Origin of the sequence: Cryobacterium zongtaii, assembly GCF_002909375.1 — a bacterium.
Taxonomy (GTDB): Bacteria; Actinomycetota; Actinomycetes; order Actinomycetales; family Microbacteriaceae; genus Cryobacterium; species Cryobacterium zongtaii.
On the sequence record NZ_PPXD01000018.1, the window covers coordinates 21,085 to 34,426 of the forward strand.

Annotated in this window: 15 protein-coding genes; 6 read left to right on the plus strand and 9 right to left on the minus strand. The window is 64.2% G+C overall.

Features of this window, described 5'->3' with window-relative positions:
• Positions 1-252 precede the first annotated feature (252 nt).
• The gene (locus C3B61_RS11450) at positions 253-726 is read right to left on the minus strand and encodes a SecDF P1 head subdomain-containing protein (RefSeq protein ID WP_103460718.1); all 474 of its coding nucleotides are present in this window, start codon (positions 724-726) and stop codon (positions 253-255) included.
• Positions 727-1,166: 440 nt separating this feature from the next.
• Between C3B61_RS11450 and C3B61_RS11455 the strand changes: the two genes are divergently transcribed.
• Both C3B61_RS11455 and C3B61_RS11460 read left to right on the plus strand, forming a co-directional pair.
• Complete coding sequence (locus C3B61_RS11455; RefSeq protein WP_244285915.1) at positions 1,167-1,670, plus strand: hypothetical protein; 504 nt, start codon at positions 1,167-1,169, stop codon at positions 1,668-1,670.
• On the plus strand, positions 1,663-1,968 hold the full coding sequence (locus tag C3B61_RS11460; protein ID WP_103460721.1) for a transcriptional regulator: 306 nt from the start codon (positions 1,663-1,665) through the stop codon (positions 1,966-1,968). The genes C3B61_RS11455 and C3B61_RS11460 overlap by 8 nt, the downstream gene beginning before the upstream one ends.
• Before the next feature lie 201 nt (positions 1,969-2,169).
• Here the strand turns inward: C3B61_RS11460 and C3B61_RS11465 are convergent, their stop codons facing one another.
• The 5 genes from C3B61_RS11465 to C3B61_RS11485 form a co-directional block, all read right to left on the minus strand.
• Positions 2,170-3,069: a MerR family transcriptional regulator gene (locus C3B61_RS11465; RefSeq protein WP_103460722.1), complete on the minus strand. Its 900-nt coding sequence runs from the start codon at positions 3,067-3,069 to the stop codon at positions 2,170-2,172.
• Between the two features lie 226 nt (positions 3,070-3,295).
• Entirely contained in the window at positions 3,296-3,874 is a 579-nt protein-coding gene (locus C3B61_RS11470; protein WP_103460724.1) for a hypothetical protein, read from the minus strand.
• A 187-nt stretch (positions 3,875-4,061) separates the two neighbouring features.
• On the minus strand, positions 4,062-5,327 hold the full coding sequence (locus C3B61_RS11475) for an RNA polymerase sigma factor (RefSeq protein ID WP_208858810.1): 1,266 nt from the start codon (positions 5,325-5,327) through the stop codon (positions 4,062-4,064).
• A gap of 32 nt (positions 5,328-5,359) precedes the next feature.
• The gene (locus tag C3B61_RS11480; protein ID WP_103460726.1) at positions 5,360-5,716 is read right to left on the minus strand and encodes a YciI family protein; all 357 of its coding nucleotides are present in this window, start codon (positions 5,714-5,716) and stop codon (positions 5,360-5,362) included.
• A gap of 257 nt (positions 5,717-5,973) precedes the next feature.
• The gene (locus C3B61_RS11485) at positions 5,974-6,969 is read right to left on the minus strand and encodes a DMT family transporter (protein ID WP_103460728.1); all 996 of its coding nucleotides are present in this window, start codon (positions 6,967-6,969) and stop codon (positions 5,974-5,976) included.
• 72 nt (positions 6,970-7,041) lie between these two features.
• On the opposite strand from C3B61_RS11485, the gene C3B61_RS11490 reads away from it, so the two are divergent.
• On the plus strand, positions 7,042-7,959 hold the full coding sequence (locus C3B61_RS11490; protein ID WP_103460730.1) for a LysR family transcriptional regulator: 918 nt from the start codon (positions 7,042-7,044) through the stop codon (positions 7,957-7,959).
• Positions 7,960-8,264: 305 nt separating this feature from the next.
• Positions 8,265-8,696: a hypothetical protein gene (locus C3B61_RS11495; protein WP_133160286.1), complete on the plus strand. Its 432-nt coding sequence runs from the start codon at positions 8,265-8,267 to the stop codon at positions 8,694-8,696.
• Between the two features lie 574 nt (positions 8,697-9,270).
• Here C3B61_RS11495 and C3B61_RS11500 read toward each other — a convergent pair.
• The gene (locus tag C3B61_RS11500) at positions 9,271-9,729 is read right to left on the minus strand and encodes a MarR family winged helix-turn-helix transcriptional regulator (RefSeq protein ID WP_103460734.1); all 459 of its coding nucleotides are present in this window, start codon (positions 9,727-9,729) and stop codon (positions 9,271-9,273) included.
• Between the two features lie 69 nt (positions 9,730-9,798).
• Between C3B61_RS11500 and C3B61_RS11505 the strand changes: the two genes are divergently transcribed.
• Positions 9,799-10,167 (plus strand): VOC family protein, encoded by a 369-nt coding sequence (locus C3B61_RS11505; protein WP_103460735.1) that lies wholly within the window; start codon positions 9,799-9,801, stop codon positions 10,165-10,167.
• Between the two features lie 337 nt (positions 10,168-10,504).
• Here the strand turns inward: C3B61_RS11505 and C3B61_RS11510 are convergent, their stop codons facing one another.
• Positions 10,505-11,161: a CatA-like O-acetyltransferase gene (locus tag C3B61_RS11510; protein ID WP_103460911.1), complete on the minus strand. Its 657-nt coding sequence runs from the start codon at positions 11,159-11,161 to the stop codon at positions 10,505-10,507.
• Between the two features lie 362 nt (positions 11,162-11,523).
• Here C3B61_RS11510 and C3B61_RS11515 point away from each other — a divergent pair, with 362 nt between their 5' ends.
• On the plus strand, positions 11,524-12,048 hold the full coding sequence (locus C3B61_RS11515) for a hypothetical protein (RefSeq protein ID WP_133160287.1): 525 nt from the start codon (positions 11,524-11,526) through the stop codon (positions 12,046-12,048).
• A gap of 127 nt (positions 12,049-12,175) precedes the next feature.
• On the opposite strand, the gene C3B61_RS11520 is transcribed toward C3B61_RS11515, so the two are convergent.
• Positions 12,176-13,132, minus strand: a complete 957-nt coding sequence (locus C3B61_RS11520) for an aminoglycoside phosphotransferase family protein (RefSeq protein WP_103460739.1) — start codon at positions 13,130-13,132, stop codon at positions 12,176-12,178.
• Between the last annotated feature and the right edge of the window lie 210 nt (positions 13,133-13,342).

Here is a 13,342-nt window from a genome sequence, read left to right on the forward strand (position 1 = left end):
AGCAGCTGAGCACTACTTCTCTGCGGGAGGCCAACCCACGTCACGAAGGTTGCGGACAATGCGAGGGGTTAGAGGCGTCTCATTACCTATGTGCCTGGTATCCCATGGGATACGAAACAGAGGGAGCGGTCTGGAGGTTGGACGAGCCGTGATGAAATGTCTCCCTAGGGTTTCGAGGCACCGCCGGCCAGGCGTTTCGAGCTGAGCGCCACGCTGGCTTCGGACACCTGGATGCGGTGGAGGCTGCGCTCGTCAGCCCGCTCGAATTAGGTCGACGATCTCCTTGGCGCTGACATCCGGCGAGAGACCGATTTGTGCCTGATCGCCTTTCAACGCTTCCATCACCAGGACCGCAGCCTGCAGCTCGCCCCCGATCTTTATGACTAGGCGCGCCGAATCTCCGGCTCCGACGGCCTTCTCCGTGAGCGCGTGAAAGACCTCGGCCCCATCTTTGTCGAACGTCACATCAACCATGTTCTGCCCGTCTTCGGAGACACTGGAATCCCTGACCCCGGCTACTTCGAATCCAGACGGGAGCAGGACACTCGTTCCGTTGACAGATACACACTGGGCATCCGACCCATCAGTGCACGCTTCCGAAATCGCCATCTCTATCATTCCCCCGGTGCCCGGCGATGCCTCGTCGGCGCCAGCAGCAGCGGAGCAGGCGCTGAGCGCCAACACGGCGAGTACAGCCAAAGAGAGCCTGGGCGTTCGAGAAGTCATGAGGTCCTTCCTCGAGGCGGGAGCTAGACACTGACACCGACCCCGCTTGCGACCCTAGGTGACGGGACAGACAAGCACCAGCATCCAGTGGTTTGCGGGCTCCAGCTGTCACTCCGGTGTCAGCAACGTGTCTCGTTAAGTATCTGGCCCGACCTGCTGACAGGCCGCCCCCACTTCGGGCAGCCCCAGAAGGGCACGGACCAATAACCACGGTCATGATTCCCACGGCCGGTATCGAAAACCGCCAAGCGCAATTTCGAGTGTCTCGAAACCTAGCTGCCTCATTAGCCATGGGATACGAGGCACGGGAAACCCACTGAACGCATGATTCGCATCGTGCGGTGCCTGTGCCGTGCACGCGAGTGTGAGGACTCGTGCAGACGAATGCGAGAAGCGACAAGGGTCGTCAATTTCCGTGCACTGTCCAACGAGCAAGTCACTTGCCGTCATGGAAAGAAATCGTTACGCTTTCCAATATGGAAAATCACTTTCGAGATCCCTCACGAGAGGAAGCCGCGGCTGCCCTGAACGCGCTGTCGTCCGACCGGGAGCACCTCGCGGCGAGCGTGCACGCGCCCTGGACATTGTTAGCCGCCTTCGGAGGTGTCGGTGCGTGGTGGGTTTCGGCAGCAGCGGCCACCAACCCAGGTGCGAACTACGAACCGCCCTCATCGAGTTGGTTAGCCCTCGTCGGAACGCTCATCGTCGTGTATCTGATCCAACGTGAGACCGGCGTCCGCTTTCGAAGGATGGGCGCGCGTGCAGGCTGGGCGATAGTCGGAATCATCGCCGCTTGTCTCCTACTCTTTAGCGTGTCACTCGGCTTCGTATCGTTCGGAATGCACTGGGCCGTCGCGCCCACCAGTTTGGTCGCCTTTGCGACGACGACCTGGCTGGCCAGTGTCGCTTATCGATCAGCGGTGGAGCACCTGCGCCATGGCTGAGACGCGGTTCGACGAAATCATCCACGCACCCGTACGACTTCGGATCTGCGGGCTCCTGCGCCCGGTCGACCATCTCGACTTCGCCGTGCTCCGCGACACACTAAGCGTGTCCGACGCCACACTCTCCAAACACCTGAAGACCCTCGCCACAAGCGGATACGTCACCTCGCGCAAGGCCGTATCGGCAGGTCGCGACGACGCGCGCCGAATCACTTGGTTGGCCCTCACCCGTGCGGGACGAACTGCGTTCGACGCACACGTCCGCGCTCTTCAGGAGATCGCGACACCCTCCATCTGACATCGAATGTTGAAATTGGGCACCGCCGCCTGTACCCGCCAATACCAGGTAACCCGCGATGGATCACGCTGGGAGTTCTCCGGAGCCAACGAACGCGCAACGATCGACTTCAGCGAAGACGGGCGCGTCCAGTGCGACCGAACACCCGTAGGCCCATGGTTCATCGAGTCGATCGGCACCTTGCCGACGCTGCAGGCCCACTTAGGGCGCCGGCGCCGCCGCCGCGCCGAGTTGCACCGCCAGCTCCATGCTTCGCAGGCGGGCCGGGGAGAAGTCGTAGGGCATGCTCCGGATGATCTCCGCCGCGCTCCTCCCGCGGGAGCCCTCTGCCGGGCCGGGGTCGGGCGCCGGGTCAGCGCCCTCGGGCGGGTGCAGCTCGTCCCAGGCGTCGAAGATGGCGTCGTCTTCCTCCAGCTGACCGGACTCCTCGATGACGCGCATCAGCGCGGTCTCGAAGGCGTGCCGCTCGGCCGCCACCTCCGCCACCCGGGGGTCGTCGACGGCGACCGTGTCGTCCAGAGCCTTCTCGGCGGCGTCGACGCGGTCGGACTCCGCTCGCAGTGCCGGATCGGCGGCCAGAGCGAGGAAGCGGCCGGCCTGGACGGCGGCGCCGAGCGGACCGAAGATCCGCTCGGTGACCAGCAGGACGTCCAGGTCGTCCGGGCGCAGCGAGCCCTCGGGTGCGCCCTCGAGGCGGCCGGAGACGAGATCGTCGAGCAATCCCAGTCGGCTGCCGAGGGTCCGCATGCGCTGCACCGAGGCGCGCTTCCGCCGCAGCTCGGCCTCCTGCGCTGCGAGGGTGTCCTCCAGTCGCGCGAGGACGCCTGCGATCTCGTCCTCGCCGTCGGCACCGCTCGGTGCGGCGCCGTGGAAGGCGTCGCGGATGTCGTCGAGGGCGATCCCGGCGTCGGCCATGCGGCGGATCCAGAGCAGCCGGATGATCTCCGCGTAGCCGTACCGGCGGCGGCCGTCGCCGCCCCGCTCCCGCTCGGGCAGCAGGCCGACCTGGTGGTAGTGGCGGATCGTCCGCGGAGTGACGCCGACGAACGCCGCGGCGTCGCCGATCAGGACCTCTCGGGGCGGGGTCGGGAACGGGCGCATGGCAAACCTCTCGGATTGGGACGGGATGTGTTTCCAGCAGACCACATGACGCTACGGCAGGAGCAACCCCCTCTGACACAAAACGCCGACTCCAGGCGCGAGGGCCCGCAGTGCAACCCGCGTCAGCCTGCGCCTCGTACTCGCGAGCTTGCAGCTCGAGCACAACCGCCTGATCCACGCGCCCCGACCGTGCTGCGCAGCGCCGGGACTTCGAGGATGCGGATGATTACTCGACAACGACCATGTAGGCGTCGTGCGATTCGGCCCAGTCGGTAACCGCGGCCACCATCGCCTCTTGGTCGCTGGTGCCTGCTAGCCCGGTCCCGCCTGAAGCGTCGACGGAGGAGATCGAGCCCCAATAGCCGAAGTCGTCCCGGTAGACGATGACGACGATGCGACCAAGCTCGTTCGCGTATGAGCTTGCGACCTCGCGGATGCTTCTCATGCCCGCAATGGGCGCAAACTCGTCGGCGGTCTGTGCCTGGGCCGCGCCGGGCGCCGCATCGGCGGCTATCTGGTCGATGACCGGCTGCGGGAGGGGCTGACCGGGTGTTACGACGACGACGGTGCCATCGTGGAGGGTGATGTCGCGGGGAGCGTTCATCGTGAGCACCTGCTTCTCGAACTCGGAGAGCTTGCCGTCCCCGTTCGAGTCCCCTTCGATTGGCGCGGAGGCCGCGGCAGTCGCCTGCGGGGTCCTGTCGGTGTCGGGCAGAAACGAGGCGTCCCCAGTGGTACAGCCGGTGAGCACGGCGAGCACGAGCAGGCCAGCGCCGGCTGCTGTGGCGGCGCGGATGGTGGTCACTCGGTGGTCCCCCTCTAGCTGCACTGACCTGGAGGGTTGACTACGCGGGCCGCTGGGGGCTTGCCTCCGAGGCGTGTGGCGATCTGTGGCGATTGTAGTCGTGGAGCCAGGGTCCGGATGCAGCTGGCCATGCCGGTGAGGGATCCTCATACGGATACCCGCCCTCACTCCCATCAGTGGGCCGTACTCAAAGCCCGGCGGCGCGGCTGACCTCGGCCAGGCGCTGCTCCAGGAAGGCGCGCTCCGCGGCGTTCGCCGTGAGCTCCATCGCGCGCCGGTACGACTGAGCCGCGCCGGCGGCGTCGCCGAGGCGGCGCAGCAGGTCGACGCGGGTGGCGGGAAGGTAGGGGTAGTCGGCGAGCCGGGGATCGGTCGCCAGCTCGTCGAGGAGCGGCAGGGCGGCGGCCGGACCGTCGGCGAACGCCACGGCGGCGGCCCGGTTGAGCGCGACCACCGGGGTGTTCCACACCGCCAGCAGCCGGTCGTAGAGGTGCACGACGCGCGGCCAGTCGGTCTGCTCCAGGGACGGCGCCATCGCGTGCACGCCGGCGATCGCCGCCTGCAGGGTGAACCGCCCCGGTGGGCCGGACGCCAGCGCCCCGGCCGTCATCGTGAGCCCCTCCAGAATCGCGCGCTGGTCCCAGCGCGTCCGGTCCTGGTCGGCGAGCAGGAGCAGCCGGCCCTGCTCGTCGGTCCGGGTGGCCCGGCGCGCGTCGGTGAGGAGCAGCAGGCCCAGCAGGCCGCGGGTCTCGGCCTGCTCGGGGAGCAGCGCAGCGAGGGTGCGCGCGAGGTGCACGGCCCGGTCGCAGAGCTCCTCACGGACGAGCGCGTCCCCCTCGCCGGCCGTGTGGCCGGTGCTGAAGAGCAGGTGGACGGCGGTGAGCACGCTGTCCAGGCGCTCGGGCAGCTCCGCCCGGCCCGGAACCCGGTAGGGGATCCGCGCCGCGGAGATCTTCTTCTTGGCCCGGGTAATCCGTGCCGCCATCGTCGGCTCGGACACCAGGAAGGCCCGGGCGACGTCGGGCGTGGGAACGCCGCAGACCAGGCGCAGGGTGAGGGCGACGCGGGCCTCGGGGGCGAGGGTGGGGTGGCAGCAGGTGAACACCAGCCGGAGCCGGTCGTCCGGCACCGCGGCGTCGGGCCAGTCCAGGTCGGCCGGGTCGTGCGGATCGACGGTCGCCGGCTCCACGAGCAGCGGTAGCTTGCGCCGGAGGGTGACCTCCCGACGCAACCGGTCCAGCGCGTGGTTCCGCGCCGCCGTGGTCAGCCACGCGCCGGGCCGCTCCGGGACGCCGTCCCGGGTCCAGGCCTGCAGCGCGCTGACGTACGCCTCCTGCGCGCACTCCTCCGCGACGTCCAGGTCGCCCGCGACGCGCACCGTGGCGGACAGCACGAAGGCCCACTCGGAGCGGTGGGCCTGCGCCAGCGCGGCAGCGACCGCGTCCGCCTGCATGGCGGACGCGGTCGGCTCGTCGCTGGGAGCGATCAGAACGGGTTCGTCGACGCGTCCACGAGCGGGCGAACCTCGACGCCGCCGCCGGGGGCCGGGCACAGCTTGGCGATCTCGACGGCGTGGTCGAGGTCGCGCGCCTCGACGATGTAGTAGCCGCCGAAGGCCTCCTTGGTCTCGACGAACGGGCCGTCCGTCACCGTGCCGCCACCCTTGATCGTGGTGGCCGTCGTCGTGGGCGCGAGCGCCCCGCCGCCCGCGAGGGACCCACCGAGCTCGGAGACCTGCTTGGTGAACGTGTTGTGCGCGTCGATCACCGCGCCCCACGCCTCGGGCGACGCGTTTGCGTAGAACGCCGGGTCTTCGTAGATGAGGATTGCGTACTGGGACATGGAGCTGCCTCCTGCATTAGGTCGCGGGCCGGCCTGTCCGGCTCCGTCATTAACTACGACGAACATCCTGCCGCCGGATCGACAGCTAGACCTGGATTTTCTTCAAGATTTTTCCGGCGCCGCCGCCGCCGTGCGTGCCGGAGTCGGCTTTGCGTGCTGAAGTGCACTCTAGCGGCCCCACCTGACGCTCCGTCTCGCCGCGGAGCGGCGCGACGGGATGCCGCCCGCTGACGCCTAGATGTACTCGCCTGACACGTTCATGACAGTCGGCTGATCGGGGGAAGGCCTCTGATGGATGAGCGGCGTCGTCCAAAACCTGCAGATACCGCTCGTAAGTCTCGACGGTCACGTGGGGCGAGGGTGAGTTGGTGCCGTTGCTCGATGGAGCGACCCCATGCCGTTCCCGCGAGGATGAGGGCGACACCTAAATATCCAGTGACGGTCACGAAGTCACGAGCAATCGTAATTCCGATGATCACGGCCCAGACGGGCTCAGTTCCCAGGAGGAGGCTCACTCTCGACGGCGATGTTCGCCGGACCGCCCAGGTTTGCACCAGGAAGGCGAAGACTGTGCAAGCGACGACGAGGTAGAGGAACATGACCGCGCGTCGCGGGTCGAGGTCGGTCAGGAAGTGTGGGATTGGGTCGCCGTAGAACAGTGACGCCACCGAAAAGACTGTCGCGCAGGTAACGAGTTGAACCGTGGTGAGGTGAAGCGAGTCCATCGGTTTGTTGCCGGTGAGTTTAGACATCGACGTGACGTGGATGGCGCGCACGATTGCCGCAATGAGGATAAGTAAGTCGCCAAGGCTTGGCGTCTGAAAAGTGCCGTTGCTGGCGAGAAGTGCAACACCGATGACGGCGATCATTGCGGCAAAGAAGAATCTGCCGGGCAGAGGTCGACCGGATACCGCGGAATCGAGAAGAGGAGTGAACACGATTGTCAGGCTGATGATGAGGCCGGCATTCGTAGCTGACGTGTGGGCGATCCCGAAAGTCTCGAATGCGAACACTGAAGCCAACACCATCCCGAGGATCACACCCGCTCGCAGTTCGGCTGCAGTTACACGGTGCCGCCGGGCGGCCACGATTGCCGCCATGAGGGCCCCGGCGAGCAGCATGCGCAGCGCGAGGAGTGCCACCACGGAATCGAGCGTGACTAGCTCTTTGGCCACGAGGTACGTCGATCCCCACGAGGCGGCGACTAAGAGCAGGAGTAGGTCGACACGGAATCGGCTGAGTGGAGCGGTCATTCCACCATCGTCCGGTTTGCTTTCACGTAAGACAAGAGAGAAGTTTCGTCATGGATGGTTTAGTTTGAACTTATGGAACTGGGTCAGCTTCGCGCCCTAAGAGAGTTGGGTGACCGGGGCAGTATTACCGCCGTCGCTGCGGCGCTGTACGTCACGCCGTCGTCGGTCTCGCAACAGATCAGCGCCTTGCAACGTCACTCGGCCGCACCGTTGACTTACAGGGACGGACGGCGGACAGCGCTCACCGACGCAGGGCGCGCCCTGGCGATGGCGGCGATCGACGTGGAAGTGGCGCTCGAACGTGCCCAGCAGGCAGTGGCCCGCTTCCAAGACGATCGCTTGGGCGCCGTTTCAGTGGCGGCTTTCCATAGCGTGGGCCTTGCGGTCTTTGGCGCCCTGATCGCCGCATGTGGCAGTCCAGATCAGCCCGATGTACGGCTGAGTGATTTCGACGTAGCCCAGGAGGAATTTCCCCCTCTCACGGCCGATCACGATCTTGTCCTTGCGCACAGGCTGGTCGGTAGCCCGTCGTGGCCGGGGTCGGTGCGTGTGGAACCGCTCCTGTACGAGCCTCTGGATATCGCTATCCGACAAGATCACCCCCTCGCAGCGAAAGCCGCGATCCAACCGGCAGACCTTCAGGACGAAGCATGGATCGCTGTACATGAAGGATTCCCGCTCAAGCAGGCTCTCTCAGTAATCTCAGGAATCGGTGGGAGTGAGGCGCGCATCCTGCACCGGATCAACGAGTTCTCCGTAGCTGCCGCAGTTGTCGAAGCGAGCGGTTGCATCGCGCTCATGCCCCGATACACGACCAACATCCGCGACCACCCGGATCTGGTCCTTCGTCCGCTCGCCCACCCTGGGCTGGGCCGGCACATCGACTGCCTTGCTCGACCGGAAACTCTGGAGCGAAACAACGCAAAGGCGGTCCTTTCACAGGTCAGGGCCATAGCAACGGCCCTCACCCAAAGACCGCCCGGCGTCTAGAACCGGTGTCGCGTGGGGAGTTCCTCTTGTAGGGAACGTCACGACAGTGGCCAATTCACTCTTGTCTCGTAACCTCCGTGTGACCGCCTGTTCGAGCGTCGTGCATCAGGTCACTTGTCTCGTATCTGGACCTGTCTCGCATCCGGTGGGGTTACAAGACACGAAATCATGTCGCAGATAATGCACCCTTACATCCCGACCGATTACCGACCGCCCATTGGGCAAGGTCGGTGGTCCGAATTCGGCCGCAGAACTGGCTCTGCGCGACTGTGCCCCAGTTCACACCCGTACCGTAGCCTCGAATCGTGATTGAGGAGCACCCTGTAAGTGGAAGTGACGGCCGGTACCGCCGCGTGGTCGACCCGGGGACGCAGATTGAGATACTCGTGCCCGCGGAAATCCCAGACGATCGCGCCGTCGACCATGCCCGGCGGGAGCAAGCAGGCGAGCTGCACCGGATCCGGTTCTTCCTGGACTGGGGCCATGACTATCCGTTATGGGAGAGCTTCACTGACAAGTACGCCATAGAGCCGGACGATTATGGCATCTCATCTGAACTGGGCCGACGCCTCAACGACTGGTCGCTTTTCTGGCAATGTCACTTTGACCCGTTTGACGGCTGGGACGAATCCAGGAATCAGACTCGATGGTTGGCGACGGGAGATGAGTTAGTGCGTCTGCTTGAGGTTGAGGTCTACGACATCGCGGTGGTTTTGCCCCAATTCCGCCCCAGCTGAAGAAATCGCGTGCTGGAGGCTCTGGTGCAACTGTTCGCCGTAGCGCGCTCGAGATCGCTATTTGCGGAATCTTAACTCGAACACACGAGACGCCTCACAAGCCATCGGATGCGGTACAGACGAGCAACACGGCATGCTGAGGCCATGCCCAGTCGCACGCAGGGTGCACGCTCATCGACAACCAAAGCGCGCTCACCGTCGAGGCAGTGGTGAATGCTGAGTACGAACCGGATGCCACGACCAATCCTCAGGATGTCACCGCGGATAAATGCGGAGCAACCGTTGACTGCGTCGAGGCCTTCGCGAGTCATGACGCCCACATAGAAAGTCAACGGTGGGCGATGGAAGCGCTCGCTGGGACTTGGCAAGACTACGAGGGAACCTTCCCCGCACGGTAGACGCCCGAAGCCGCGGGGTGTCGCGTAACTTCTGTGTCGCGTGTCCCATCGGATACGAGACATCAGAGGTCGGCCGCCAAGGTCCTTGCCGGCGTCGCGGTGTTTGCACGTCTGGGTCGCTTGGCCCAGCCGGTCCAGAGTCGCGATTACGAGAGTGAATCGCCGGGCACAGCCACTTACCGCGATCCACTCTCGCCGTCATTGCGCAGAGAGTGGATCATGCTCTGCAGGATTCTGTGCGCACCGGACTGCTCTTCTTGGGTCATGCCGCCCAGCATCCTGACCTCGACGGATCGGACCGCAACGGTCGCCTTCTCGAGGCTCCGTCGACCGCGTGGCGTGAGCTGCGCGGGAAGGACTTTACCAACGCGGGCCTCCGCCGGCCGGGTCACGTCTCCGTCTCGTTCCAAGGCTTGCAGCAGCACATTCATCGATTGCCGCGTCACGAACGCTCCTCGCGCGAGCTCGGAATTGGACAGGCCCGGGCGCTGTGCGAGCAATTCGAGGCAGGAGTAGTGCGTCACGCTCATTCCGAGCGGGCGCAGTACTGTCTCCATGGCGGCGCGGAGGCCGCTCGAGGCCTCTTTCAGCAGGTAGCCCAGTGACGTCTCCAGGTCTATACCGTCTTGACTCATGTCAGTATTTTGACATACATTGGTCTGTGTCAGATAACTGACACTGTCGCAACTGAAAGTAGCATCCCCATGCCCGTAACCGGCCCTGACTTCATCTCCCTTCAAGCTCGCGATCTCGCCGCGTCGCAGGCGTTCTACGAGCAGTACCTCGGCCTCGTTCGCTCGCAGACGGGCCCACCCCATGCTGTCGTCTTTGAGACGACCCCGATCGCGTTTGCGCTTCGAGACATCGTTCCCGGCACCGATCTCGCGTCCGTTGCTCAGCCCGGTATCGGGGCCGCGATCTGGCTCCACGCCACCGACGTCCAAGCCATCCACGACGCTCTCGTCGCCGACGGCCACACGATCGTCTCGGCCCCGATCGACGGCCCTTTCGGTCGAACCTTCACCTTCTCCGACCCCGACGGCTACCAGGTCACCCTCCACGACCGGCCCTAAGGCGCCGAACGCCGCCGCACGGCTGGTGACCCGCAAACTAGGCGGGGACAGCGCCTCAGCATTCGGAGCGCTCGCTGAGCGTGCGGCGTGAGTGTCACCAACGTCATGCCTCAGTACACCTAAACGGCACTCCAGCCGGATCGACGAGCGGCACTTCACTTGTCTCGTATCTGGACTTGGCTCGCATCCGTAGGGGTTGCGGACAACGGATGACGTGCTCAAGCTCGTGCGTATGGTGTCCCGCCATCTGGCTTATTCTCGGGACGGTCAAAACTTGTACCGTCGTAATCCGGCAGGCGCGGAACCGCCTGGCTCCGGGCGATGAGTTGAAAGTCAGTTACGTGGCGAGCCACGAGGGGTCGGAAAACAGTTCTTGCAGCTCTTGGACAAGGCGAGCGGTGTGGAAACCGTCAGCGGCCGCATGGTGCACCTGAATGGCGACGGGCATCGTGGTTCGCCCCCCAGACTCCCTGTACCGACCCAGGGTGAATATCGGCAGAAGATGCTTCCAACCGTCGCGTATCTGCAGGCTGAACCCAGTGAACGACGTCCACGGAACGCTTGATATATCAAACACATTTGCGGGCATGTCTGGTTGCGGCTGAAACGACGTGGAGGTGCGGTATCTGGCCAAGACGTCGGCCGCGTGTTCATGGAAGGTAAAGAAGTCGGCGTGAAAGGGAGACCAGACGTTTGAGAACGTCTCTCGCTCGGGATTGAAGACGGTGAATGCAGGGTGAACGATGTCCCAGGTCGCCGGGCCGTTCCCCTCAGTGAGGGTCATCCGGAATTCAACGTGACTATTCACTACTGACGCGATGGCCCACATCTGCGCGATATAGCTCTTCCATGGACGGACACGAAGCGCCGCTACCAACTCTGTGACATCGAGTTCGACCGTGATGGCATAAGTGCACTCGACGCGGGTGAGGTAGTGCTCGAAGTGCTCCCGCCGAGGCCAATTGTGCATATCGATCGCACGTGTATGTGTCATGCTCTCGAGCCTAAGTCGGGTAGGCAGCTCCACCGGTCGGCTACGTGGTCGGCAGCGTCGGGCTGGCTTTCGTCTGGCTGTTGGGGGCTCTCTCTTTCTCCGCACCCGGCGGCCAACGCCGCGCGTGGGGAGTGTGTGCCGGCCCGCAGCACTCTGGGCAGGTGACGCCAGGGCGCAATAGGGTGGGCGGATGAACTGTGATGGTGTTGTTGGCGGGGCGACATGAGCAGGACGCCTTGAGTCCGAGGGGCAGAGCGCTTCTGAGTCTGAGCGTCGGCTTCGTTGCATCCGTTTTTGCGGGAAGTGGCTTTCTGCTGGGACTGGTGCGGGAGGACCTACATTTCCAGTGCAGTTTCCATCACATGGGCAGCGATGATCCTGGCTCGTTCTATTGCGCAGACGGCATCGGATACATCGGTGTTGGAGTGGCCACGTATGGTGTGTATGGCGTTATTCTGCTGATCGCTCTCGGTATTGCCATGGCGGACTTGAAGTCGTCGGGAATGCAGTCGCGGCTCCTGGCAGGCATCTCGATTTTGCCCATCGCCATGTTCAGCTGGTCCACCTGGTACGCGACGAGTTCCCGTCCTATCGATCAGGCGCCGGGTGCCAACTACTGGGTCCAGCCCCTTCTCCCCGTGACGGCAGTCTTGGTCACTGCCGTGATCGTCATCCTGGCAGCCGGGCTTATTCCTCGACCAGGGTTACGCACCGCTGGATTCCGGCTGGCAATGGCACTGTTCGTCGCGGCTGCGCTCATTCAGCCTGGCAGTCTCTCGGCCGTCGCCGTCACCCTCGGGACATTGGCTGCGGCAGTGTGTCTCGAGTGGCGAGTGCCAGACGAGGTCGAAACCCCCACGGTCACGTCCGCCAGGAAACTCCTCTAAGACAAACCGCAGCATCCGACGGCAAAGGCATAGCCCGTGTGATGTCTCGCAACCTGCTCCCAGATGTCGGATGATCCCCCGCTACTCATTGCACGGAAGGGCGGTTCCTCACCGTGCACCCAAGGACTCAGACCAGCGGAGCCAGCAGTAGCGCTGCCCGCCTCAGTCTGGCCACGTTAGCGGATGCCCCCTCGTTTTGTGACTCCCAGTAGTACGACCCGACGTAACGCGCGAAAGAGAGAGCTTGAGCCCAGGTGTAGTCGACTCCTGCCGTCTCGGTAAAGCGTCGAGTCCAGTCGGCCAGGACTGCGACAGGGGCGTCAGCGCTCATGGCGGTACTCAAGTGGCTTCTAACCACTGTGTGTGCTTCGTTGGCCGAGGTCCCGATCAGCAGGAGGGGGTCGATGGCGACCCAGCGATCAGAATCCGCCTGAAGGATGTTGGAGAGACTGAGATCTCCATGGGTAAGGGTCGATGTGCCGTCTGACGCGAGCTGCTGAACAATCCGGACAGCCAGCTGCAGGTGCTCGTCTGACATCGCAGAACCAGATTGTTGTGCGACCTCGTGCTGTTCGCGCAGTTGGGCCAACCAACCACACGCCTGTCCGGCGAGGCCAGGCGCACCGGCCGGTGAAGTCGCAGTGGCCAACTCGTGACTGAGCTGGCCGGCAATCGCCATCGCGGCACCTTTGTCCGCCATCTCGCTAAGCGCTGGGCCGTCTATCCACTCAAGCAACATCGCTTGACGCGTGGTGTCCGCATCCAGCAAAATCACCGCCCCACGACCCCCAAACGCGGATAGCGCTGACACCTCGGCCTCGATACGGACCACCGGACTCACGAGCTTCACCGCGGCGCGGATGCCAGTCCGTGTGACCACTGGAACGACGAGTGAGGTTGCGCCGGTCCGTGGGGATCCGACAACGTCCAAGCCCCATGCCGCCGCCAGGCTTCGCCAAAGTCCAGGTAGACCCTCAAGCCACTGGGCCGCTAAGGCATCACGGCGGGTAACCTCCGCTCTGAAAGCAGAACTGATCTCTGGGAAGGTATCCATTCCCCCCATCTTCTCGTCATTCAGCTGCACTGACCCGCTTTTGGTGTGAGGCTATAGCCAACAACTCTGTTTGAAGGCCACGAAGGGAACTCCTATGACCGCCGGCGCTCTCATGATTGTGCTCATCGCCGGGGGTGGTCTAGGTCTCGCGCTCGTCATTCTGGCGGCCTTCTACCTGCTGTCTTCGCGGCGGCGACTCAACCCATCGGCAGCTCGGGATCTTCGAGGTTCTGACCCGGA

What these genes read in the sequence shown, in the direction of transcription:
- C3B61_RS11465 (WP_103460722.1), bottom strand. Translation starts at nt 3,069, where the DNA reads ATGCGCCCGTTCCCGACCCCGCCCCGAGAGGTCCTGATCGGCGACGCC.
- C3B61_RS11450 (WP_103460718.1), bottom strand. Translation starts at nt 726, where the DNA reads ATGACTTCTCGAACGCCCAGGCTCTCTTTGGCTGTACTCGCCGTGTTG.
- C3B61_RS11460 (WP_103460721.1), top strand. Translation starts at nt 1,663, where the DNA reads ATGGCTGAGACGCGGTTCGACGAAATCATCCACGCACCCGTACGACTT.
- C3B61_RS11490 (WP_103460730.1), top strand. Translation starts at nt 7,042, where the DNA reads ATGGAACTGGGTCAGCTTCGCGCCCTAAGAGAGTTGGGTGACCGGGGC.
- C3B61_RS11480 (WP_103460726.1), bottom strand. Translation starts at nt 5,716, where the DNA reads ATGTCCCAGTACGCAATCCTCATCTACGAAGACCCGGCGTTCTACGCA.
- C3B61_RS11485 (WP_103460728.1), bottom strand. Translation starts at nt 6,969, where the DNA reads ATGACCGCTCCACTCAGCCGATTCCGTGTCGACCTACTCCTGCTCTTA.
- C3B61_RS11475 (WP_208858810.1), bottom strand. Translation starts at nt 5,327, where the DNA reads ATGCAGGCGGACGCGGTCGCTGCCGCGCTGGCGCAGGCCCACCGCTCC.
- C3B61_RS11515 (WP_133160287.1), top strand. Translation starts at nt 11,524, where the DNA reads ATGGGCAGCGATGATCCTGGCTCGTTCTATTGCGCAGACGGCATCGGA.
- C3B61_RS11500 (WP_103460734.1), bottom strand. Translation starts at nt 9,729, where the DNA reads ATGAGTCAAGACGGTATAGACCTGGAGACGTCACTGGGCTACCTGCTG.
- C3B61_RS11510 (WP_103460911.1), bottom strand. Translation starts at nt 11,161, where the DNA reads ATGACACATACACGTGCGATCGATATGCACAATTGGCCTCGGCGGGAG.
- C3B61_RS11505 (WP_103460735.1), top strand. Translation starts at nt 9,799, where the DNA reads ATGCCCGTAACCGGCCCTGACTTCATCTCCCTTCAAGCTCGCGATCTC.